Below are 20,627 nucleotides of genomic sequence, written 5' to 3'. Positions count from 1 at the left end.
GGCCGCTCACGCTCCGGTAAAGGCCTGCAATGCGGGGATTTCGGAGAGTGCCGATATCTCGATATCGGCACCGTCAAAACTCTCCGGAGCGTCGGGATGCGGCTTGTAGAAGGCCACGCACAGTCGAGCGCGTCGCGCGGACATGGCGCCGGTGGGCGAATCCTCCACTGCGAGAATGTTGCCGGCTGGCACGCCGAGGATCTGGACGGCTCTCGCATAAGGTTCCGGATCGGGCTTGCCGCGCACGACATCGGAAAAGCTGATCGACCCGGCGAGACATGGCGCGATGCCGAGGCGTGCGATGTTGGTGTCGACAACACCGCGTGCGGAATTCGAAACGCAAATCTGGACGATGCCCTTGTCGTGAAGCGCTCGAACCGTGTCAATCGCACCGGGCATTGGTACCAACTGATCCGCATTCGCCATGTACCAGTCGACGATCTCGCCGTGCCAGGCCGCCTCGGTCAGGTCTTCGGGATATTCCTCGCAAAGCGAGCGCCAGACATCGCCCATATGGACGCCGAGAAAGCGCTCCGCGGGCTCCCGCGTCAGATCGATACCGTAGCGCTTGCTGACCGCGATCAGCGCGGCCAGATGAAGTGGCTCGCTGTCGATCAACGTTCCATCGATATCCCAGGCGACAGCCTTCAGTGCCGATGCAATCACGCGTGAAATCCCTTCAGCCTCTCATAGAGTTCGCGGAACCGGGCATATCCGCGCTCATAGGGCGCGCGGTTTTCCGCCACAGGCTCGATCCGCCCCGCTTCGCTGACGAAGGCGCCGATGCCGTCCCATTCTGCCAGCCCGATACCGACCGCAGCCGTCCATGCCGCGCCCAGGCACGAGCCGGGGTGCCCACCGAGCCGCTGGACCGGAGCGCCCATCACGTCGGCGACGATTCCCATCCAGACCGTGCTCTGCGAGCCGCCGTCAGAGACGATGAAATTGTCGGCCGGATGCCCCATGTCGCGCAGCACTTCCACGTGGTGGCGCAGCGCATAGGCATAGGCCTCCAGCACGGCGCGCCACAAGTGGCCGATATCGTGCGACAGCGTCAGCCCTTCGATGACGCCGCGCGCGGAAGGGTCGTGCAACGGCGTCTTTTCGCCCAGGAAATAGGGCAGCACCGTCAGGTCGTCTGACCCGGCCGGGCGCGCGGCGGCCTGATCATCCAGCCAGGCATGAACCGATTTGCCGCCGGTATCGGCGTTTACGGCGAATGTCTTCACGAACCAGTTCAGCACCGAACCGCCCGTCGACATACAGCCATTCGGCATGTAGAGGCCCGGGATCAGGTGGTAATCGAGGTAGAGCCGCGCATCCGGCACGACGCGGTCGGTCGCGGTCAGGATGTCGACAGCGCCACCGAACTTCAAGAGCACGTCGCCGGCTTTCGTGACGCCGGCCCCGAGCGCGGAGGCGATCATATCGGCCGCCCCGCCCACGACAGGTGTCCCCTCGGCAAGCCCGGTCACCGCGGCCGCCTCGGCGGTGACCGTGCCGAGAACCTCGTGCGAACCGATTTTCCGGGGCACGGCGGCCTCCGGCACGCCCGTCATTCGGGCGAGTTCCGGATCAAGGCGATCGTTTTTGACGTCGACGAGGCCGGCCTCCAGGGCCCAGTTCTGCTCGATCGCCTTTTCGCCCGTCAGCCGCCAGTTGATGAAATCGTAGGATCCGAAGACCGTTGCGACACGCGCAAAGTTCTCCGGCTCGTGACGCGCGATCCAGCGCATCTTCGCGCCGACCAACTGCTGGTTGACTCCGTTCCCGGCGCGCTCGAGGAACGCGGTCTCGTCGATCTCCGCGCGCATCTCGGCGACTTCGCGTCCGCAGCGTCCGTCGCTTTGCTGGATGGAGGGGCGGATCAGTCGGTCATCGGCATCGAGCAGCACCACCGCCGGCAACATGCCCGAGACGCCGATGCCGACGATTTCCTCGGCCTTGCGTCCGCTCTCTTCAAGCAGATCGGGAATGATGGCCCGGACGTTCCCCCACCATTCTTCCGGGTCCTCCTCTGCCCAACCACCGTGCGGCGAGTTCAAAGTGACCGGTCGCGACGCGGTGGCGAGCACCTTGCCGGGCAGTTCGATCAGGATTCCGATCGTCGAGGTCGTACCGATATCGAGGCCGAGGACGAGCGACATATGATGCTCCGTCAAAAGCAGCGCAGATGAACAACAATCCGCCATCGTCGCGGATTGAGAAGGAGATTGAGAAGGAGGAAGAGCGTTTGGCTCTTTGGCGGGAACCTTGGATGGGACCACGTGACTAGCCGCCAACCTGCCGCGAGTTCCACTGGGGATCTTTGGCGATGGTGGCGGGCCGGTGCATTATATCTGCTTGACGGCCCGTCCCTTCCCCGGCCTCGTTTGGCGCTCGGCAGGGGAAGAGTGGCGGCGGAGATTCCCGCCAAAGAGTGAAGCGCTCTGCTGGATCTCTCCTGCCGCCCTCACCTCCCCCTCGCCGCCGGTCGAAACCGGCAGGAGTAGGAACGGAGATGTGAGAAGCGGCAGAAGCAATCGCAAACGCCCTGCGCGTTCCTCAGCGCAGGCCGTTGACCTTGTCCATGAACCGCTTGACGCGATCGGCGTCGACGTGGTTCCAGGTGTTGCCGTCAACCTTGAAATGCGTGCCGATCACGCAGCCGCTGGCGACCGACATGACATCGGCGACATTGTCGATGTTGACACCGGTGTTGGCGAAGACCGGCACATCGGTGACCGTCTCGCAGACCTTGCGCAGGTCCGACTGGTTGGCGGGCTGGCCGGTGATCGGGCCCGACACCAGAACGGCATCGGCGAGCGAGGAGAAGACGGCCGACTTGGCGCGCAGCTCGATCGGGCGCTGGTCAAGCGAATGGGCGAACTCGGCGTTGATGTTGAACAACATCTTCATGTTCGTGCGGCCGAGATTGGCGCGAAGACGCGAGGCGGAAGCGCAATCGGGCTCCCAGATGCCCATGTCGGAGGCAAAGACGCCGGTGAAGATCTCGCGCACGAAGCTCGCACCGGTAATCGAGCCGATCGCAATCGAGCTCATCGGATCCCACAGGTAATTGACGCCGAAGGGAACTTTCAGCATCGGCTTGACGGCCATGACGACAGCGGTCATCGCCGAAATGCTCTCAGGCGTTCCTTTGAACACGTAGGGACGATCGTTTTCGTTGCCGAACATGATGGCATCGACGCCACCAGCCTGCAGCTTCTCGATATCCTTGGAAACGTCCTCGATCAGCCCGTCCATGCCGCGCTCCACGTTGTAGAGCGGTGAGCCGGGCAGCGCACCGATATGCGCCATGGCGATTACGGCCTTCTTCTTCGAGCCGAAAAAGTCGAAAATCATCGAATTCTCCTGATGGGTAGGCTTGGGGCCGAGAGCTTGCTCAAAGGCCGGTGATCTGCACGTCGACACTGGCAGCGGCGAGCGTCGAGGCGATGTCGACGGGAGGAGCCGCGTCCGTGATGATCATGGAGGCGGCCTGAAGGGCTGCGACGCGGGCGGTGGACATGCGGCGGAACTTCGAGGAATCGCACAAAACGATGCGTTTGGCGGATCGTTCGATGTAGACGCGCTTCATCTCGATCTCTTCCAGCGAGTAGTCGAAGAACCCCTCGTTCGTGAGCCCGGACGTTCCCAGCACCACGACATCGAAATAGAACTGAGAGAACTGTTCCACGGCGACGGGACCTGTCATCGACATCTCGTCTGCGCGAATGCGGCCGCCGGGCACGTAAACCTCGGCTTCGGTTTCCGCGAGCGTTTCCGCTATTCGCAGGCCGTTCGTGAAAACCCGCTTGCGCACCAGCATTCCGGGCGTGGCGGCCATTCTCCGCGCCGTGATCAGCGTGCTCGTCCCGACATCCATGGCGATGGTGCGATAGGACGAGAGTACCTCCACCGCCCTTGCCGCAATGCGGCCCTTGATGTCCGCGTTGTGGCTCAGCCGGGCCTTGAAGGTCGGCTCGACATCATCGATCACCTGCAACGGCCCGCCCGCCGGCGGAACTGCCCCGCCATGAACGCGCTCAAGCAGCCCCTCGCGCTCAAGCTCCGTGAGATCCCGGCGCACCGTCATGTCGGAAATCCCGAAGTCCTGCGCGATCTTGGCGACAGTGACCGAGCCGCCTTCGTGAAGACGTTTCAGAATCTCGTTCATTCTCACTTGCGCGGGCGTTCTGGCCTTTTCGGCAAAGGTCATGGCGAATTCTCTGTCCAGGCGACGGCGCGGCCTCAATGTGGGCGCTGTCGATGTCGGGGCTTTTCATGTTCACGGTACAGACAGCGCAGGTGCAAATCAAACATTTATGTTGTTTTTGATGTTCGTTTTTGTTTTCTTAAAGCGGCAAAGGAGTAAGCGATGTCCCCGAACGACCTTCCAGCTCAGAGCTATCCCGACCTCAAGTCCAAGAAAGCCATCGTCACCGGCGGCGCCGCGGGAATTGGCTTTGCCATAGCGCGTGCCCTGGCCGCGCAGGAGGTCATGGTAACGATCGCCGACCTGAACGAAGCCGCCGCGAAAGAAGCCGCCGACTGCCTTCCCGGCACGCACCATTGGGTGGCGGTCGATGTGCGCGAACGGCAATCGGTCGATACCGCCTTCAAGGTCGCCGTCGAGAAGATGGGCGGTCTCGACATTCTTATCGCCAATGCCGGCGTCTCCACGATGCGCCCCGGTATCGACCTCACGGACGAGGACTGGGACTTCAACATGAACGTCAACGCGCGTGGCGTGTTTCTTTGCAACCAGTGGGCGGCGCGGCTATTCCTTGAGCAGGGCCACGGCGTGATCACCAACACCGCGTCGCTGGCAGCCAAGGTCGGGGCCCCCTTCCTTGCCCACTATTCGGCGAGCAAATTTGCCGTCGTCGGCTGGACCCAGGGACTGGCCCGGGAGCTGGCCCCCAAGGGCATCCGCGTCAACGCGGTCTGCCCCGGCCTGGTCAAGACATCCATGCAGGATCGCGAGGTTCAGTGGGAAGCGGGCTTGCGCGGCATGACGCCGGAAGAGGTCCACGAGGACTATATCCGCCAGACACCGCTCGGGCGCATCGAGACACCCGAGGACGTCGCCGGCGTCTCGGTCTTCCTGTGCTCGGAAGCGGCCCGCTTCATGACGGGGCAGGCCCTCAATGTGACAGGCGGCATCTACACCACGTGATCAATATTTGTTCGAATGCGAGCTTGTGTAGTTTGTTTGTGTTCGATTACGCTGATTAGAACGTGGCTCGGCCACACCATCGGAAAAGCGCATGGCAAGCATTCGGTTGCAAACGGTCAGCAAGGCCTACGGATCCGACCTCTACGGCGTCAAGGACGTTGACCTGACGATCGAGGACGGTGAGTTCATCTGTTTCCTCGGGCCATCTGGATGCGGAAAGTCCACCACCTTGCGCATGATCGCCGGGCTGGAGGATGTTACCGACGGCGCGATCTGGATCGGTGACAAGGACATGACGCGCGCCGCGCCGCGTGACCGCAATGTGGCCGTGGTCTTCCAGAGTTACGCTCTCTATCCGCACATGAGCGTGCGCCAGAACATGGAATTCGGTCTGAAGATGCGCGGTGTGTCGCTCGCCCAGCGGAACGATCGGATCGATACCGTCAGCGAGATTCTCGGTCTCGGGCCCTATCTCGACCGCAAGCCGGCCGCCCTTTCCGGCGGCCAGCGTCAGCGTGTGGCGCTGGGCCGGGCGATGGTGCGTGAGCCCGACGTCTTCCTGATGGACGAGCCTCTCTCCAATCTCGATGCAAAGCTGCGTGCGGAAATGCGGCTGGAGCTGATCAAGCTGCACCGCAGGCTCGGCCGTACCACTATCTTCGTCACGCACGATCAGGTGGAAGCCATGACGATGGGCGACCGGATCTGCATCATGCGCGACGGGCATCTTGTGCAGGTTGGCAAGCCGCTGGAGGTCTACGCCAACCCGGTCGATACCTTCGTCGCCCAGTTCCTGGCCTCTCCCGCCATGAACCTGCTCGACGCAAGGCTGGAAAAAGGTCTCCAGGACGAAGAGGTCGTGGCAACCGCCCTGGGCCACTTCCCGCTCTCGGCCGATCAGGTTTCCGCCTACGACGCCGCACGCGGACGCAAGCTCCTTCTGGGCCTCCGACCCGAGGACATCCATGAGGCAGACGCGCCCGGGCGTGTCGCCTTCAAGGCGGAAATCGTCGCGGTGGAGGCGTTGGGAACGGAAAACATCGTCGTCTTCAATGTTGCCGGCCAGGAGTTCACCGCGCGCCTGGGCCGGCATTTTATTCCAGCGATCGGCTCCACGGTTCCGCTTTACGGGGATCCCCGCCAGATGCACCTCTTCGATGCGGAAACCACCCGGGCCTATCCCCGGCCGTCATCCGGCCCGGTGTCGAACAAGGAGGACTAGGCTCTTGCGCAGGATCGTCTCCCATATCGGACTGATCTTCTTCTCCGCGGTGGTGCTGCTGCCGATCCTGTGGGTTCTTAGAACGAGCCTCGTCCCCGAACATCTTTCCTACAGCTCCCAGATCCTGCCCGAACTCACGCTCGACAATTACGTCGCGCTCTTCACGACCAAGCACTTCGGCAACAACTATCTGAACTCGATACTGGTCGCGGTCGGTTCGGTCATTGTCGCGATGCCGCTGGCATGCACCACCGGATATGCCTTTGCCCGCTTCCGCACGAGCGGACGAGCCGGACGGTTCTCGGTGCTTGCGACCCAGATGCTGCCGCCGGTAGCACTCGCCCTTCCCACCTTCATGTTCTACCGCACCGTCGGCCTCACGAACTCGCTGCCCGGCCTGATGCTGGTGTACGCGGCGCTGAACCTCCCCTTCCTCACCTGGATCCTGATGGGGTTCTTTGAATCCGTGCCGTCCGATCTGGAGGGTGCCGCGATGACGGATGGCGCCACCGCATGGGGCGCCTTCTGGCGCATCGTGCTGCCGGTTGCCGCCCCAGGCATCGCGGCGGCGGCCGTCCTCGGCTTCATCCTGTCGTGGAACGAGTTCCTCTTCGCGCTCATTCTCGGCGGCCCGCGCACGGCGACCGTGCCCGTCGCCCTCGCCTCGCTGCAGACCTCCAACGGCGTTGAAATCGCAAAGGTTTCCGCAGGCGTCTCACTAGCTATCCTGCCCTTGATGATCGCGTCGCGCTTCATCCAGCGCTATCTCGTCCAGGGTCTCTCCTTCGGCAGTGTCAAATGATTGCCGAACCGGCCTGAAAGGCCACCCCGCATCTCCTTGCCAGAGAGGTTTGCCCACATGACCGTACATAAGACATATAAATACGCCGGTACCGTCGCACTCGCCCTGCTCGCATCCACCACAATCGCCAGCGCGGAAAGCGTAACGCTCCACGCCCTGATGGAAGACGTGCCTGAGACGACCATCATCGAAAAGATGCTGCCTGAGTTCACCAAGGAAACGGGCATCAAGGTCGAGTTCGAAAAGGTCGGCTACGGCGACATGCACGACAAGCTCGTCGCCCAGCTCGTCTCCGGGGAAAGCTATTACAACCTGCTCTCCGTCGACTTCCTGTGGGCGGGCGAGTTTCCCGCCGCCGGCTGGTTGACCGACCTGAAGCCCTATGTCGAAAAGTCCGGCTTCGACCTGAAGCCCTTCATCCCCTCCACGCTGGACCTGCTCGGCGCCACCGATGAGGCGATGCCGATCCTGCCCATGTACAACTACTCGATGGGCGTGATCTACCGCACCGACCTGCTGAAGGACGAGAAGCTCGCCAAGACCTACGAGGAAAAGACCGGCAAGAAGCTGGAGCTGCCGTCAACGCTTGCCGACTATGTCGAACTCGCGAAATTCATGAAGGCCGAGGCCGGTGTCGCGGGTGCTGCCATGCAGGGCCAGAAGGGCGATCCGAATGCCATGGAGTTCTCCAATTACCTCTTTGCGGAGGGCGGGAACTACATGGACGGCGACAAGGTCGTGCTTGACAGCGACGCGGGCGTGAAGGCGCTGGATCTCTATGTCGATGCGATCCAGAACGCAGCCCAGACGGGTGCGCTTTCGGCAACGCTCGATGACACCATGCGTCTGATGTGCTCGGGCAAGGCGTTCTCCATGGTCACCTACTGGTGGATGCTGCCGCAGCTCGACAACAAGGACGCCTGCCCGGCGGTCGCCGGCAAGCTGTCGCTTGGCGTCATGCCCGGCGGCCATGGCGAAAGCGGCGGCTGGGGCTGGGGTATCCCGGCCAACGTGCCCGACGATGCCAAGGATGCGGCGTGGACGTTCATCACCTGGGTGCAGGGCAAGGATGTCGCCATCAAGCGGGCGCTCGAAGGCCATGCGCCGGTGCGCTCCGACGTTTTCCAGGATAAGGCCGTTTTGGAGAAGTACCCGTTCTACGCCAATGGCATGGACGTGGTGGCGAGCGGCAAGTCGTTCCCCATCTTCACCTACTCCGCGCAGTATGAGGATGTGCTCGGCACGCAGGTTTCGCTTGCCGCCAGCGGCGACACCACCGCCACGGATGCGATTTCGTCGGCCGCCAAAGGTCTGAGTGATCTGCTTTCCAAGTAAACCGCCACGAAATATCTACGGCGCTTCCAGACCCTTGCGAACAGGGCCTGGAAGCACTTCCCCGCGCAGGAGAGCGTGAATGTCACTTTTCAGCTCGCTGGACAGACGCAGACGAACCGGCTGGGCCTTCGCCGCGCCGGGACTTTCCGCGCTTGCCATCACGATGGGCTTTCCGCTCCTCTATGCGCTGGCGATCTCGCTTTCCTCCATGACGCTGCTCAAGCCGCACCTCGCGCCCTTTGTCGGCTTTGACAATTTCATTTCGATCATGGGCGAGAGCCTGTTCTGGCATTCTCTGTTCCTGACGATCCGCTATTCGGTGGCGACGGTGGTCGGCGAGTTCGTCATCGGGCTCGCCATCGCGCTCATGCTTCAGCGCACGTTCCATCTGCGCCCCGTCTATTTCGCGATCCTCACCCTGCCCATGGCGATGTCACCGGTGGCCGTCGCCCTGATCTGGCGCATGTTGCTGCAACCCAATCTCGGCATCGTCAACCAGACCCTGATTGGAATGGGCCTGCCTGCGGTGGACTGGCTCGGCAATTCCGATCTCGCGCTGTCGACGATGGTCGGGATCGATATCTGGCAGCAAACCTCGTTCGTGGTGCTGTTGTTATCCGCCGGCCTTGCCTCGCTGCCGAAGGATCCTTACGAGGCGGCGGAAGTCGATGGCGCGAGTGCTTTCCAGCAATTCTGGTACATCACCCTGCCGTTGTTGCGCCCGATCTCGGCCATTGCCATCATCATCCAGCTCATCAACGAGTTTCGCACCTACGACCTGATCTACGTGCTTACGAAGGGCGGGCCGGGCGTATCCACCGAGCTTCTGTCCTTCTTCGCCTACAAGCGCGCCTTTCAGGGCCTCTCCCTCAACGAGGGCAATGCGGCGGCCTTCATCCTCCTGATGATCGTGCTGGTGATCACTGTCGTGTTCTTCGCGCGCCTGGAACGAAAAAACTGAGCGGCGTTGCCGCCCGCAAGCCTGCGTTCCCGCCCTGCCCCCTCCGACGGCCCGATGAGATCCGTGATCGGTCGGCGTGGCAGGCCGTCGTGCTCTCGAAATCATGCCGGGTGCCCGCTGACCCTCTTTACATATCCTTCGCTCCTATGAACTAGCCTTCGCGTGTTCGCCCGACGAATATCCACCTGCCGAGCAGCGCCGTGCCATGAACAGCCAGATCACCCTCAAGCAGCTCGAAACACTCTACTGGATCGCCCGTCTGGGGACGTTCGAGCGTGCCGCATCGCGGCTTGCGACCTCTCAGTCCGCCGTCTCAAAACGCATGCAGGAACTGGAACGTGCTTCCGCCATCGAGATATTCGATCGCAGCCAGCGCGGTGCACGGCTGTCGGCAAAGGGGGAGGAACTGCTCGCCATTGCCGAGAAGATGCTCGTCCTGCACGATCAGATCGCGGACGTACGGGCGAGCGAAACCGGTCGGCCGCGGCTGCTGCGCCTGGGCGTTACCGAACTCACCGCGATGACCTGGCTGCCCCGTCTTGTCGGCGTGCTTCGCGAGCATTATCCCGCGCTGAAGATCTCGCCGGCGGTCGACATGAGCCGGACCCTTTTCTCAGCGCTCGAGGACGATCACCTCGATCTCATCATCGTTCCCAGCGCCTTCCGGATGCCGGAGTTCTTTTCGCTGCCGTTGGCGGAGGTCGAGAACGTCTGGATGGCGAAGAAGGGGCTCATCGATACGAGCCGTCCCCATTCGGTGCGCGATCTGGCGGAATATCCGATGCTGATGCAGGGCAGCCAGTCGGGTTCCGGCATCCTGCTCAACAAGTGGCTGCAATCGCAGGGCATAGCCGTTCAGGAGGCACTGACCTCCGACAGCATGACCGCGCTGTTGGGGCTCGCTGTCGCCGGGCTCGGCGTCAGCTACCTACCAAAACACTGCTTCTCGCATCTGGTTGACAGTGGTCAGCTCGAGATCATCCGCACCGAGGAAAGCCTTCCGCCCGTTCCCTACGTCGCCATGTACCGCGAGGACCGCCCTCATTCGTTGATCCACCATGTGGCCGAGATCGCCGCGAGTTGTGCGGATTTCGAATGCAGCTTTCAAAGCTGACAGTGTGCCGTCACGGGCGATTGCCACGGGTGCCGGCTTCGGCCGGGGGTCGCATGGCATGACGTATTGGAATGAATTGATAGTCGCTAATATCTCTTTTTATTGATTATTCCCCCGTCTTACCTTTGCGCCTCGTCCTTACGCGGTATCAAGGTTTCTCCCATTATGGCGATTGCGCTTTCGAAGAAGGTCCAGGCTCTCAAGCCGTCGGCGAGCATTGCTGCCAAGCAGCGTGTGACAGAACTCCAGGCCCAGGGCCGCACGATTCTCGATTTCACGCTGGGCGAGCCGGACCAGGACACCCCGGAGGCGATCATCGAGGCCGGCGTTTCGGCCCTGCGCGGCGGGGACACCCATTACACAGGCTCCGCCGGCAAGCTCGACCTGCGCAAGGCGATCTGCGAGAAGCTCGCGCGCGACAATGCCGTCACCTATACGCCCGATGAAATCGTCGTTGCCGCCGGGGCCAAGCAGATCATCTACGAGGCCTTTGCCGCGACGCTGGAAAGCGGCGACGAGGTTGTCATTCCCGCCCCCTATTGGGTCAGCTATCCCGATATCGTCCGCCTCAACGGCGCTGTCCCGGTCATTGTCGAATGTCCGCCGGAGACCGGCTTTCGCCTGACGCCGGAGGCGCTCGAGGCCGCGATCACGCCGAAGACGCGCTGGCTGATCGTGAATTCCCCTTCGAATCCCTCGGGCGCGGTGCTCGAAAGGGAACATTGGGCGGCGCTCATCGAGGTTCTGGAACGCCATCCCCATGTCGCGGTCATGACGGACGAGATCTACGAGAAGATCGTCTTTGACGGCATCCGCAACTGCTCGCCGGTCTCCCTGGCCCCCGGCATGAAAGAGCGCTGTCTGATCGTCAACGGCATGTCCAAGGCCTATGCGATGACCGGCTGGCGTATCGGCTATGCGGCAGGTCCGGCGAACCTGATCAAGGCGATCATCAAGCTGATCGGCCAGTCGACGACGTGCACCACGGCCTTTGCACAGACGGCGGCGGTGGAAGCGCTGCGCGGCGACCAGAAGCCCATCGCCGACATGGTCGCGATCTACCGGGAACGCCGCGATCTCATCGTCTCCATGCTGAACGACATTCCCGGCGTGACCTGCTCGACGCCCGGCGGCGCGTTCTATGTCTTCCCGGACATCCGCCCGCTTCTGGGCCGCAAGGGACCGGATGGCGCCATCGACACCGATCTCGAGCTTGTCACCTATCTGCTCGACGAGGCCGGCGTCGCGGTGATGGACGGCACGTCCTACGGGATGCCGGGTTTCCTGCGCCTTTCGTTTGCGACCTCCACGGCCACCATCCGCTCCGGTTGCACCGCCATCGGCGCTGCCATCGCCAAGCTTTCCGACTAATTATCAGGAAAACCAGTCAGATGACGTCTTCCACTCCCGACAAGGAAACCGTTGATCGCCTGATCGCGGCGTTCAGGGAATGCCCTGTCCCCAACATCAGCGACAATATGGAACGCGCGGTCGGCGCGCGGGGAATCCGCCCGTTTCACAAGGGAAGCCGCATGGCGGGGCGCGCGCGTACCGTGCGCACCAATCCGGGTGACAATCTCTTCATCTACAAGGCCTTCGAGCTTGTCCAGCCGGGCGATATCGTGGTCGTCGATGGCGGCGGATACGAGGACCGGGCGCTGATCGGCGAGATCATGTCCGCGATCGCCAGGTCCAGGGGCGCGGCGGGCATGGTGCTCGACGGCGCCGTTCGCGATGCCGACGCCCTTGCGGCCGACGACTTCCCGGTCTTCGCGCGCGCGGTCTCTCATCTCGGCCCCTACAAGAACGGCCCCGGCAAGCTCGACATTCCCGTCAGCATCGGCGGGCTCGTCATTTCTCCGGGAGATATCGTCGTCGGCGATTGCGATGGTATCGTCGCCTTCCCGCCTTCGATCGCCGAAGACCTCCTTGCCGCGACGCTCAGGCAGCAGGAGAAGGAGGCAGACATTCTCGCCTCCATCGCCAACGGCACCTACGCCGGGGCCTACGGCAAATGATCCGGTCGCCGTGCCCCGGCGCGGCACCCCGCCCGGTCTTTCCGGACATGGCGCGCCTCGCGCCCTGCCCCAACCAAGATGAAGCCTGCCATGACCGACACGAATTTCCGCATATCCCATCTGGGCGAACGGGCGCTGCTCTTCGAGGTGCCCGGCCCGATGGTTCTTGATGTTCAACGCCGCATCTGGGCCTTCGCCCGGGAGCTCAATGACCTGAAGGAAGTGCGGGAGACGGTGCCGGGCGTGCACAGTGTCCTGGCGATCCTGTACGACGAGGTGGCCACGGAGCGGTTCGCACCACGGCTTGGCACGCTGTGGAACGAGACCGAGCCGCTGCGCGAACCCGGCCGGCTGATCGAGGTGCCGGTCGTCTACGGTGGGGAGATGGGCGAGGATCTCGGCTGGATCGCCTCCAGCCGTGACCTGACGGTTCGCGAGGCGGTCGAAATCCACTCCGCTCCCGAATACACGGTCTATGCGCTGGGCAGCCAGCCCGGCTTCGGCTATCTCGGCGGCCTTGATCCCAGTCTCGCCACGCCGCGCCGAACGACGCCTCGGCTCCGCGTCGTCGCCGGCAGCATCATCATCGGTGGTGCGCAGGCCGGTGTGCTGTCGCGCACCTCGCCATCCGGCTGGCACATCATCGGCCACACCGAACTCGACTTCTTCGATCCGGCAGCCGCCCAGCCTTCGCTCATCGCGCCGGGCGATCGCATCCGTTTCCGTTCCGTGGAGGTTCTGAGTTGATCGAGATCGTCAATCCGGGGCCGCTCGCCTCGATCCAGGATCTGGGACGCACGGGCCTTCGCAGCATCGGCGTCGGGTCCTCCGGCGCGATGGATGCGCGCGCGCTCCGCATCGCCAACCGCATGATCGGCAACGACGATGCGGCGGCAGGCATCGAATTCACCTACGGCGACTTCGAGATCCTGTTCACCGAGAGCGTCGACATTGCGATTTCCGGTGCCGCGGTCGAAATGTTCATCGATGACGGAGCCATTCCGCGCTGGTGGGCGCAGACGGTGCATGCGGGCCAGCGCCTGAAAGCCGGATTTTCCGAAAGCGGCATGCGGATCTATCTCGCCGTCGGCGGCGGCATCGACGTGCCGGTGGTGATGGGCGCGCGTGCAACCGATCTCAAGGGCGGCTTCGGCGGGCTGGACGGACGCATGCTGCGGCCGGGCGACCGGCTGCATGCCCGCCGCCCGCGGCTCGGCACGGAAATCGAAGGCACCGGACTGGGGCGGGCCCATTATCTGCATCTCTTCGCCAAGGGCGCGCAAGAGCGCGTGCTGCGCTTCGTGCCGGCAGCAGAGTGGGACGACTACGACGATGCCAACCAGCGGCTCTTTATGGAAACCGATTGGACCGTTTCCTTTGACAGCAACCGTAACGGCAGCCGGCTGGAGGGCCCGGAACTGGTGCCCATGCATCGGCGTGAACTGCTCTCTCACGGCATCCTGCCGGGCACCATCCAGTTGCCGCCTTCGGGCCAACCGGTCGTGCAGCTTCAGGAGGCCAACACCTGCGGCGGATATCCGAAGCTCGGAGCCGTGATCGCCGCCGATCTCCACCGCATCGCCCAGGTGCCGCTCGGCGAGACGGTCCGGTTCCAGGCGGTCACGCTCGACGAAGCGCGTGCGGCGGATGCCGTCGAAGAACATCGCATCCGGGCCGTCGCGCGCCGAGGGATCCCGCCTGCACCGGGCGCATTCATGAGAAGACCGAACGAATGAGAGAAATCGACGTCAATTCCGATCTCGGAGAAGGCTTCGGCCCCTATGTCATTGCCGATGACGCGGCGCTGATGCCGCTGGTCACCTCCGCCAATATCGCGAGCGGCGGCCATGCGGGCGACCCTCAGACCATGGAGAAAACGCTGACGCTTGCGGGCGAGAACGGTGTCAAGGTAGGTGCCCATATCGGCTATCCCGATCGGGCGGGATTCGGCCGCCGCAAGCTGCATATGTCGGCGAAGGAGCTGGAGTTGATGGTGATTGCCCAGCTCGGCGCCCTCGCGGCACTGGCGGCTCACCGCGGCTTGCGGCTGACCCATGCGAACTTCCATGGCGCGCTCGGAAACCTCTCGTTCGCCGACACGGACGTCGCGAAAGTTCTTATTGGTGCGATCAAGGCATTCGACGCGAACCTGAAGTTCATCGGGCTCCCCGATACCGAAGCCTCCCGCGAGGCCGAGCGGCAGGGGCTGACCGTGATCTGGTCGTTCCTCGCGGACCGTGGCTATACGGCACCCGGCCGGCTTGCGCCACGCGGAGTAGAGGGGGCGGTCATTCACGATCCGGAAGCGGTGCGCCGCCGGGTGGCCGACGTTCTTTCCAGCGGACGACTTGCCTCGGTAACGGGAGAGGAGATGACCATCCCCGTCGATTCAATCCTGGTCCACAGCGATACCGCCGGTGCGCTTGATCTCGCGCATGCCATCCGGGCGGGAATTTCGGACGCAGGTTGCCAGATCGCGCCTTATGCGGATTAACCCCGCTTCTGGCCCGGACGCGGGGCGCTCGCCATCAGGGGCACTCCGCGCTCCGTCTTTGCGTATATGACCGAAACCCGTGATAGCCCGTCCATACATTCCAAATTGTGATGATTGGACGTAACAAAATATCGCTATTTCGGTCAGTGCCGCGATGTCACACTCTTTTGTATCCGTCGGCATATATGCCGCTTCTTCCATAAACAACAATAAGAATAATTCACCCATCGGAGTCTCCCCGAGATGCTTAAATCTGCGACTGTAGCCTTGGCCGTCTTGTCCGGAGCCATGATTTCCGGCACTGCTCAGGCGGAAAACTGGGATCTTCCTCTCGCCTGGCCCGCCACAAACTATATCAGCGTCAGCGCGCAAAAATTCGCTGATGACGTCAAGACGGCGACTGACGGCCGCATCGAGATCACCTTGCACACGGGTGGCTCGCTTGGCTTCAAGGGACCGGAGATGCTGTCGACGGTTGGCGACGGCCTCGTTCCCATCGGCGACATGCTCCTCAACCAGCAGGTCGGCACCGAGCCGCTGCTTGGCATGACATCCCTGCCCTATTTCCTCAGTTCCTTCGAGCAGCTGAAGCAGTTCAACGACTATTTCCGCCCGACGCTCGACAAGCTGATGGAGAAGAATAACCAGAAACTCCTCTACACGATCCCCTGGCCGCAGCAGCAGATCTGGACGAAGACCGAGGTCACCGATATCGCCTCGCTCTCCGGCATCAAGATCCGCAGCTATGACCGCGCCTCCACCGACGTCTTCGCGTCTGCCGGCATGACCCCGGTCCAGCTGCCTTGGGGTGAAGTCATCCCGTCGCTGGCCGCCGGCGCAATCGATGCGGTCGCCACCTCCTCGCCTTCCGCCGTCGACGGCTCGTTCTGGGAATTCATCAAATACGGATACCCGACCCGTCAGACGTGGAATATGAATGCGATGACGGTCAACCTCGACCGCTGGAACGCGCTCGGCGAGGAAGACCAGAAGGCGATCATGGATCTCGCCATGAAGCTTGAGCCGGCATTCTGGCAGGCCGCGCAGGACGAGGATGCCAAGAACTCGGCGATCCTCAAGGAGCACGGCATCGCGCTTGCTCCGATCTCCGATGCACTGCGCGCGGAACTTGCCAAGCGTGCGGAGCCTCTGCGGGCGGCGGCACTCGAGAAGATGGGCGGCGATGCCAAGACAATCGTCGACGGCTTCAAGCCGAAATAACGCCAGCCGAACCGAACTGGCCAAACCGAGCTGGCCGGCTCGTGCGACCGATCTCGCACGGGCCGATTTTCCCGCGGTCCGCACCACCGAACGATTGATAAGGAAACCGGGAGAGATGATCTTTCTCAGTCTTGTGGACCGGTTGTCCCGGGCGTTGGCGTTTCTGTCGGGCGCCGTGATCTTCGGCATCGCGCTTCTCGTCGCATCCGAAATTTTCCTGCGCAACATCGTCGGCGTGAGCCTTTCCTTCGTCTGGGAAGTCTCCGTCTACCTGCACATGTGCGCGATCTTTCTCGGCGCCGCATGGACGCTGCGCACCGGCGGGCACATCCGCGTGACGCTGCTGCGCGCCGTCATGCCACGCCTGTTCGAATGGTTCGCGACGCTGATCGGCCTCGTGATCTCCGCCTACGTGACCAACGCGCTCACCCTGCTCGCCTGGGGCTATTATGCGACGGGGCGCACCTCCGGCTCGACCACGGACGTACCGCTGGTCTACCCCGCCGCCTTCATCGCTTTCGGATCCCTTCTCCTTACCGTTCAGATCGCCCTGCGCCTCGTTCATCTGGCCATGGGACGGCCGGTCGAACTCGATAGCGTGCGTGAAGAAGGCGCCAACGCGCCGATCATGGATTGAGTTGCTGTATGCCCCTTCCCTCCATCGTCGCCATTCTCTCGCTTCTCGCCATTCTCGCGTCCGGTGCCTGGGTCGCTCTTGGGCTGATGGGCGTTGGCATCTTCTCGCTTGAGGTCTTCCGCACGATTCCTGTCGAAAAGCTGCTGGCCCAATCGATCTGGAACGGCATTTCCTCGCCTGAGCTGCTGGCGCTTCCGCTCTTCATCCTGATGGCGGAGCTGCTCTTTCGATCCCGCTTCATAGACGGGCTGTTTTCCGCGCTCGAGCCTTGGGTTCGCCGGCTCCCGGGCGGCCTGCTTCACACCAACATCCTGGCTTGCGCCTTCTTCGCGCTCGTCTCCGGCTCATCGGCCGCGACGACGAGTTCGGTCGGGCGCATCACGATTTCCGAGCTCGACGGGCGAGGGTACGACCGGAGACTGACCGTCGGCACGCTCGCAGGGGCAGGCACACTTGGGTTCCTCATTCCACCCTCGATCGTCATGATCGTCTACGGCGTCATGTCCCAGACCTCGGTCCTCAAGCTTTTCACCGCGGGCATTGTTCCCGGTCTCCTGCTCACCGCCTGCTTCATGACGTTCATCGCCGTTCTCTCGAAACTCCGTCCCGGCATCGTCCCTCAGGGCACGAGCGACAATTCGAGGATCTGGCGCGAACGCTTGCAGGGCATGCCGAGCCTGCTTCCCTTCGTCGTCCTGATCGGCTCCATTCTCGGCTCCATGTACGGCGGCATCGCCAGCCCGACAGAAGCCGCGGCCGTCGCGGTCATCGTCACGATTGTGCTGATGGCGCTTGAGCGCTCACTCAGCCTTTCCGTTCTCAAGGCTGCGGCCGTGGGGACCGCGCGCACCGTTTCCATGCTCGGTCTGATCATCGCGGCCGCGAGCTTCCTGGCGTCGGCCATCGGATTTCTCGGCATGCCGCAGGCCGTGGCCGCCTTCATCAACGGCATGAACCTGCCGCCGCTTGGCCTCATCGTTCTGCTGATGCTCGTCTATATCGTGCTCGGCAGCTTTCTGGAGGGCATGTCGATCATCGTCATGACGATCCCGATCGTCATGCCGCTGGTGGTGCATGCGGGATACGACAAGATCTGGTTCGGCGTCTTCCTGATCCTGATGGTCGAACTGGCGCAGATCTCGCCGCCGGTGGGAATGAACCTCTTCGTGCTGCAGGGCCTGACAGGCCGACCGCTCTCCTCCGTGGTTCGCGCCGCCTTTCCCTTCTTCCTGATCATGCTGTGCTTCGTGTTCTTTCTGGCGGTCTTTCCGCAAGTCGTCAGCTTCCTGCCCAAGCTGCTGTAGTCGCGGCAGGACGAGGAACAGGCCCGGCACCCGCCTAAAACTGTGTCTCCGTCCTGCTATACTGCCGGGTCCGGCTTCTGCTCGATATGAACGCGGATCAATCGGAGCAGGCGTTCGGCATCGCGCTGCTCCAGCGCCTCAGCCATTGCGATGTGCTCGGCCGCCGAACGCTCGATTCGCGCCAGGTTCCGCCATTGCGAGGCAGGCGCGGGCGACGTGCGCAGCCGTAATTCGTCAACGAGGTTCACCATGGCGGCATTGCCCGCGCACACAAGCAGTGCGCGGTGAAACCTCAGGTTCATTTCATAGAGCTGGTCGTAGGCGCCCCGTCGTACCATGTCGTTGAACGATCTGGCGAAATGGTGCAGCCTGTGGACGTCTTCGCTTGTCGCGCCCTTGACGATCGCCTCGCAAAACCCAGTTTCGATGGCAAGGCGAATGGCGAGAACGTGGTCGGTTTCCTCGTTGTCGGCCGGGTGTACCGAGTAACCGCGGTTTTGTTCGTAGCGGACGACCCTGCGGCCGGCCAGCGTTTCAAGAGCCTTGCGGACCTGGGCGCGGTTGACCCCGTAACGTTGCTGAAGATCGACCTGCTTCAGCCAGGCGCCGGGTGGAAAGACGCCGGTCCGAAGATCCTCCGACAGTTGGTGAATCACGTTTTCCCCTGAAGCCGTCATCACGTCGCCCCTCCCTTGGCCGATCGACAGAACACGTATCCAGATCGCCCGGTTACCGGACCGAACGGTCCACTTCTGCGTATTTTTTACGCATCCATGGACACTTCAACAGGTCTGACGAATTTTTCGTCATGGTTTTCTTGCCAGTCAATTTATTTGGTGCCAATTTCGGCACCAATTTTACGCACCACATCACCTGCACCTGCGCGCCGGAGACCGAGGAAGAATGTCGAACAAGAACAGTGATCCTGTCTGGGCAGAGGTGGATGACCGTCGGGAGGCCTATGCCGGGCTTGCAGATCGCATCTGGGAAAAGCCCGAGCTCAATTTCGCCGAGGCCGCCGCTTGCGCAGAGCATGCGACGATGCTCCGTGCCGAGGGGTTCGAGGTGAAAACCGGGATTGCGGGCCTGCCGACGGCGGTCATGGGCGAAGCGGGAACGGATGGTCCGGTCATTGCCATTCTGGGCGAGTACGATGCCCTGCCGGGATTGAGCCAGGAAGCAGGCGTTGCGGAGCACAGGCCGATTGTCGAGGGCGGCAACGGTCATGGCTGCGGCCACAATCTGCTTGGCGCCGGTTCCATGCTGGCGGCCGCCGCGCTGAAGGCGTGGCTTGAAGAGACCGGCACTGCGGGGCGCGTGCGCTACTACGGCTGCCCCGCCGAGGAAGGCGGGTCGGCGAAGGGCTTCATGGTGCGTGAGGGGCTCTTTGACGATGTCGATATCGCGATTTGCTGGCACCCCGCCCCGCTTGCCGCCGTCAATCCGCCGATCTCCCTCGCCTGCAACGAGATCCTTTTCGAATTCGACGGCAAGGCCTCGCATGCCTCCTCCTCGCCAGAGCTTGGCCGGTCCGCACTGGATGCGGTTGAACTGATGAATGTCGGCGTCAATTACCTTCGCGAGCATATGCCGTCGACGGCGCGCATCCACTATGCGGTCACAGACACCGGCGGAACGGCCCCCAATGTGGTTCAGGCCCACGCGGCGGTGCGCTACCTCATTCGCGCCCGCGAACTCGATGAACTCGTGCCGCTTGTCGAACGCGTGCGCAATGTCGCGCGCGGCGCCGCGCTGATGACAGAAACCCGCATGAGCGAGCGAGTTGTCTCCGGCGACGCCAATCTGATCGGCAACACCGCGCTGGAAGAGTTGATGCACGCCGAACTGGTGCGCCTGGGGCCGCCCCGGTTCGATGACGAAGACCGCGACTTTGCGAAAGCCATCCGCGCAACGCTCTCCGCTCAGGATATCCGCGCGGCTTTCAGCCGTTTCGGGGTCGAACCGCGCATGGACGTTCCGCTGGCCGACGACATCATGCCGCTGTGCCAGGGACAGGGCAGTTCCATCGGTTCGACCGACGTCGGCACCGTGAGCTGGGTCGTTCCCACCGTCCAGATGCGCGGTGCCACCTGCGCGATCGGTACGCCGGCCCATTCATGGCAACTCGTCGCGCAGGGCAAGTCGGGCATCGCGCACAAGGGTATGACCCACGCCGCAAAGGTGATGGCGGCGACGGCAAAGGCGCTTTTCGAGGATCCGGCAAAGATCGCTGCGGCAAAAGCCGATTTCGCTCGACGCCGCGAGGGACGTCCCTTCGTCAACCCGCTGCCCGACGACGTCGCGCCGGATCTGCCGGTGGCGGCCGAATGAGCATCCGCGTCCGCGTGCCGGTTTCCC

The 20,627-nt window shown here is 62.8% G+C and carries 20 protein-coding genes; 15 read left to right on the top strand and 5 right to left on the bottom strand.

The genetic code is table 11. From position 1 onward, the window contains the following. Positions 1 to 6: 6 nt before the first annotated feature. The 4 genes from C8N35_RS15010 to C8N35_RS14995 form a co-directional block, all read right to left on the bottom strand. On the bottom strand, positions 7 to 666 hold the full coding sequence (locus tag C8N35_RS15010; RefSeq protein WP_107990507.1) for an HAD family hydrolase: 660 nt from the start codon (positions 664 to 666) through the stop codon (positions 7 to 9). Next, positions 663 to 2,147: an FGGY-family carbohydrate kinase gene (locus C8N35_RS15005; RefSeq protein WP_107990506.1), complete on the bottom strand. Its 1,485-nt coding sequence runs from the start codon at positions 2,145 to 2,147 to the stop codon at positions 663 to 665. Before C8N35_RS15005 ends, C8N35_RS15010 begins: the two co-directional genes overlap by 4 nt. 397 nt (positions 2,148 to 2,544) lie before the next feature. Next, positions 2,545 to 3,345: a BtpA/SgcQ family protein gene (locus tag C8N35_RS15000; protein WP_107990505.1), complete on the bottom strand. Its 801-nt coding sequence runs from the start codon at positions 3,343 to 3,345 to the stop codon at positions 2,545 to 2,547. Positions 3,346 to 3,385: 40 nt separating this feature from the next. Further along, on the bottom strand, positions 3,386 to 4,201 hold the full coding sequence (locus C8N35_RS14995) for a DeoR/GlpR family DNA-binding transcription regulator (RefSeq protein ID WP_107990504.1): 816 nt from the start codon (positions 4,199 to 4,201) through the stop codon (positions 3,386 to 3,388). A gap of 159 nt (positions 4,202 to 4,360) precedes the next feature. Between C8N35_RS14995 and C8N35_RS14990 the strand changes: the two genes are divergently transcribed. The 14 genes from C8N35_RS14990 (at position 4,361) to C8N35_RS14925 (ending at position 18,269) form a co-directional block, all read left to right on the top strand. Next, positions 4,361 to 5,161, top strand: a complete 801-nt coding sequence (locus C8N35_RS14990; RefSeq protein WP_107990503.1) for an SDR family NAD(P)-dependent oxidoreductase — start codon at positions 4,361 to 4,363, stop codon at positions 5,159 to 5,161. A gap of 91 nt (positions 5,162 to 5,252) precedes the next feature. Further along, positions 5,253 to 6,383 carry an ABC transporter ATP-binding protein gene (locus C8N35_RS14985; RefSeq protein WP_107990502.1) on the top strand — a complete coding sequence of 377 codons (1,131 nt, stop codon included), beginning with the start codon at positions 5,253 to 5,255 and terminating at the stop codon, positions 6,381 to 6,383. A 4-nt stretch (positions 6,384 to 6,387) separates the two neighbouring features. Further along, positions 6,388 to 7,185 carry a carbohydrate ABC transporter permease gene (locus C8N35_RS14980; protein ID WP_107990501.1) on the top strand — a complete coding sequence of 266 codons (798 nt, stop codon included), beginning with the start codon at positions 6,388 to 6,390 and terminating at the stop codon, positions 7,183 to 7,185. Positions 7,186 to 7,242: 57 nt separating this feature from the next. After that, the gene (locus C8N35_RS14975) at positions 7,243 to 8,520 is read left to right on the top strand and encodes an extracellular solute-binding protein (protein ID WP_107990500.1); all 1,278 of its coding nucleotides are present in this window, start codon (positions 7,243 to 7,245) and stop codon (positions 8,518 to 8,520) included. Between the two features lie 79 nt (positions 8,521 to 8,599). Next, positions 8,600 to 9,481: a carbohydrate ABC transporter permease gene (locus tag C8N35_RS14970; protein WP_107990499.1), complete on the top strand. Its 882-nt coding sequence runs from the start codon at positions 8,600 to 8,602 to the stop codon at positions 9,479 to 9,481. Between the two features lie 205 nt (positions 9,482 to 9,686). Next, positions 9,687 to 10,595, top strand: coding sequence for a LysR family transcriptional regulator (locus C8N35_RS14965; protein WP_107990498.1), 909 nt, complete (start codon positions 9,687 to 9,689; stop codon positions 10,593 to 10,595). A gap of 165 nt (positions 10,596 to 10,760) precedes the next feature. After that, positions 10,761 to 11,966 (top strand): pyridoxal phosphate-dependent aminotransferase, encoded by a 1,206-nt coding sequence (locus C8N35_RS14960; protein WP_107990497.1) that lies wholly within the window; start codon positions 10,761 to 10,763, stop codon positions 11,964 to 11,966. Between the two features lie 20 nt (positions 11,967 to 11,986). Continuing rightward, the gene (locus C8N35_RS14955; RefSeq protein ID WP_107990496.1) at positions 11,987 to 12,613 is read left to right on the top strand and encodes an RraA family protein; all 627 of its coding nucleotides are present in this window, start codon (positions 11,987 to 11,989) and stop codon (positions 12,611 to 12,613) included. A 90-nt stretch (positions 12,614 to 12,703) separates the two neighbouring features. Then, positions 12,704 to 13,360: a 5-oxoprolinase subunit PxpB gene (gene pxpB, locus C8N35_RS14950; protein ID WP_107990495.1), complete on the top strand. Its 657-nt coding sequence runs from the start codon at positions 12,704 to 12,706 to the stop codon at positions 13,358 to 13,360. Further along, positions 13,357 to 14,349 (top strand): 5-oxoprolinase subunit C family protein, encoded by a 993-nt coding sequence (locus tag C8N35_RS14945; RefSeq protein WP_170122116.1) that lies wholly within the window; start codon positions 13,357 to 13,359, stop codon positions 14,347 to 14,349. Before pxpB ends, C8N35_RS14945 begins: the two co-directional genes overlap by 4 nt. Then, complete coding sequence (locus tag C8N35_RS14940) at positions 14,346 to 15,107, top strand: LamB/YcsF family protein (RefSeq protein WP_107990493.1); 762 nt, start codon at positions 14,346 to 14,348, stop codon at positions 15,105 to 15,107. The genes C8N35_RS14945 and C8N35_RS14940 overlap by 4 nt, the downstream gene beginning before the upstream one ends. 267 nt (positions 15,108 to 15,374) lie before the next feature. Continuing rightward, positions 15,375 to 16,328 (top strand): TRAP transporter substrate-binding protein, encoded by a 954-nt coding sequence (locus C8N35_RS14935; protein ID WP_245926797.1) that lies wholly within the window; start codon positions 15,375 to 15,377, stop codon positions 16,326 to 16,328. A 115-nt stretch (positions 16,329 to 16,443) separates the two neighbouring features. Further along, the gene (locus C8N35_RS14930; protein ID WP_107990491.1) at positions 16,444 to 16,965 is read left to right on the top strand and encodes a TRAP transporter small permease; all 522 of its coding nucleotides are present in this window, start codon (positions 16,444 to 16,446) and stop codon (positions 16,963 to 16,965) included. A gap of 8 nt (positions 16,966 to 16,973) precedes the next feature. Then, positions 16,974 to 18,269, top strand: coding sequence for a TRAP transporter large permease (locus C8N35_RS14925; protein ID WP_107990490.1), 1,296 nt, complete (start codon positions 16,974 to 16,976; stop codon positions 18,267 to 18,269). A gap of 56 nt (positions 18,270 to 18,325) precedes the next feature. On the opposite strand, the gene C8N35_RS14920 is transcribed toward C8N35_RS14925, so the two are convergent. Continuing rightward, positions 18,326 to 18,946 (bottom strand): GntR family transcriptional regulator, encoded by a 621-nt coding sequence (locus C8N35_RS14920; protein ID WP_107990489.1) that lies wholly within the window; start codon positions 18,944 to 18,946, stop codon positions 18,326 to 18,328. A 226-nt stretch (positions 18,947 to 19,172) separates the two neighbouring features. On the opposite strand from C8N35_RS14920, the gene C8N35_RS14915 reads away from it, so the two are divergent. After that, positions 19,173 to 20,600, top strand: a complete 1,428-nt coding sequence (locus C8N35_RS14915; protein ID WP_107990488.1) for an amidohydrolase — start codon at positions 19,173 to 19,175, stop codon at positions 20,598 to 20,600. The last annotated feature ends 27 nt before the right edge of the window (positions 20,601 to 20,627 follow it).

It is taken from the genome of Breoghania corrubedonensis (assembly GCF_003053845.1).
Taxonomy (GTDB): Bacteria; Pseudomonadota; Alphaproteobacteria; order Rhizobiales; family Stappiaceae; genus Breoghania; species Breoghania corrubedonensis.
Note: the sequence above shows the minus strand (reverse complement) of the source record. Positions and strands in the feature narration are given on the sequence as shown.

Excerpts from the sequence above, each read along its gene's own strand:
- C8N35_RS14940 (WP_107990493.1), top strand. The coding sequence starts at position 14,346 with ATGAGAGAAATCGACGTCAATTCCGATCTCGGAGAAGGCTTCGGCCCC.
- C8N35_RS14970 (WP_107990499.1), top strand. The coding sequence starts at position 8,600 with ATGTCACTTTTCAGCTCGCTGGACAGACGCAGACGAACCGGCTGGGCC.
- C8N35_RS14985 (WP_107990502.1), top strand. The coding sequence starts at position 5,253 with ATGGCAAGCATTCGGTTGCAAACGGTCAGCAAGGCCTACGGATCCGAC.
- C8N35_RS14965 (WP_107990498.1), top strand. The coding sequence starts at position 9,687 with ATGAACAGCCAGATCACCCTCAAGCAGCTCGAAACACTCTACTGGATC.
- C8N35_RS14930 (WP_107990491.1), top strand. The coding sequence starts at position 16,444 with ATGATCTTTCTCAGTCTTGTGGACCGGTTGTCCCGGGCGTTGGCGTTT.
- C8N35_RS14925 (WP_107990490.1), top strand. The coding sequence starts at position 16,974 with ATGCCCCTTCCCTCCATCGTCGCCATTCTCTCGCTTCTCGCCATTCTC.
- C8N35_RS14915 (WP_107990488.1), top strand. The coding sequence starts at position 19,173 with ATGTCGAACAAGAACAGTGATCCTGTCTGGGCAGAGGTGGATGACCGT.
- C8N35_RS15005 (WP_107990506.1), bottom strand. The coding sequence starts at position 2,147 with ATGTCGCTCGTCCTCGGCCTCGATATCGGTACGACCTCGACGATCGGA.
- C8N35_RS15000 (WP_107990505.1), bottom strand. The coding sequence starts at position 3,345 with ATGATTTTCGACTTTTTCGGCTCGAAGAAGAAGGCCGTAATCGCCATG.
- C8N35_RS14995 (WP_107990504.1), bottom strand. The coding sequence starts at position 4,201 with ATGACCTTTGCCGAAAAGGCCAGAACGCCCGCGCAAGTGAGAATGAAC.
- C8N35_RS14955 (WP_107990496.1), top strand. The coding sequence starts at position 11,987 with ATGACGTCTTCCACTCCCGACAAGGAAACCGTTGATCGCCTGATCGCG.
- C8N35_RS14975 (WP_107990500.1), top strand. The coding sequence starts at position 7,243 with ATGACCGTACATAAGACATATAAATACGCCGGTACCGTCGCACTCGCC.
- C8N35_RS14920 (WP_107990489.1), bottom strand. The coding sequence starts at position 18,946 with ATGACGGCTTCAGGGGAAAACGTGATTCACCAACTGTCGGAGGATCTT.
- C8N35_RS14990 (WP_107990503.1), top strand. The coding sequence starts at position 4,361 with ATGTCCCCGAACGACCTTCCAGCTCAGAGCTATCCCGACCTCAAGTCC.
- pxpB (WP_107990495.1), top strand. The coding sequence starts at position 12,704 with ATGACCGACACGAATTTCCGCATATCCCATCTGGGCGAACGGGCGCTG.
- C8N35_RS14960 (WP_107990497.1), top strand. The coding sequence starts at position 10,761 with ATGGCGATTGCGCTTTCGAAGAAGGTCCAGGCTCTCAAGCCGTCGGCG.